Raw genomic sequence first — 518 nt, 5'->3', positions numbered from 1 at the left:
CGTTTACCCTCGTTGAGGTAGTTCTTCAGGTAGCTGTCGATAACTCGTGGGTTTTGACCATCTTGAATGGCAAGTACGCCGTCCATGATCAAACGGCGGTTAAGCGTTTCTTGATCTCGGCGTAAAGAAAGCTTATCGGCAATTGGGAAGAACAGCATGTTTGACAACACCGCACCGTAAAGTGTGGTTAAAAGGGCTACCGCCATTGCAGGACCGATCGCTTTTGGGTCATCCATGTTCGAAAGCATCGCAACCAGACCAACCAGCGTACCGATCATCCCCATCGCTGGAGCAACGTCACCAAACGCTCGGAAAACACCCGTGCCTTGCGTGTGTCGCTCATCCGTCAAGGCAATGTCTTTTTGCAACGCAGCGCGAACCACGTCCGCATCGTGACCATCCACCAAAAGGTCAAGGCCGTTCAGCAGAAAGCAGGTGCTGAGTCCCATCGCTGCGAGAGCAAGAAAACCGCCTTGACGCGCCGCATCAGCCATCTCAACAATCGTTGCGATGAGGTC

General features: G+C 53.1%; 1 protein-coding gene. It reads right to left on the bottom strand.

Annotated features, from left to right (window positions below; translation table 11 throughout):
• Positions 1–518 (bottom strand): MotA/TolQ/ExbB proton channel family protein (locus R7044_RS28060; protein ID WP_225456368.1); only part of this gene is annotated, 518 nt, incomplete at both ends.

The sequence above is a fragment of the Vibrio sp. 1402 genome, assembly GCF_033340275.1.
The sequence above is the reverse complement of the archived record's forward strand: the minus strand, read 5'-3'. Positions and strand labels throughout refer to the sequence as shown.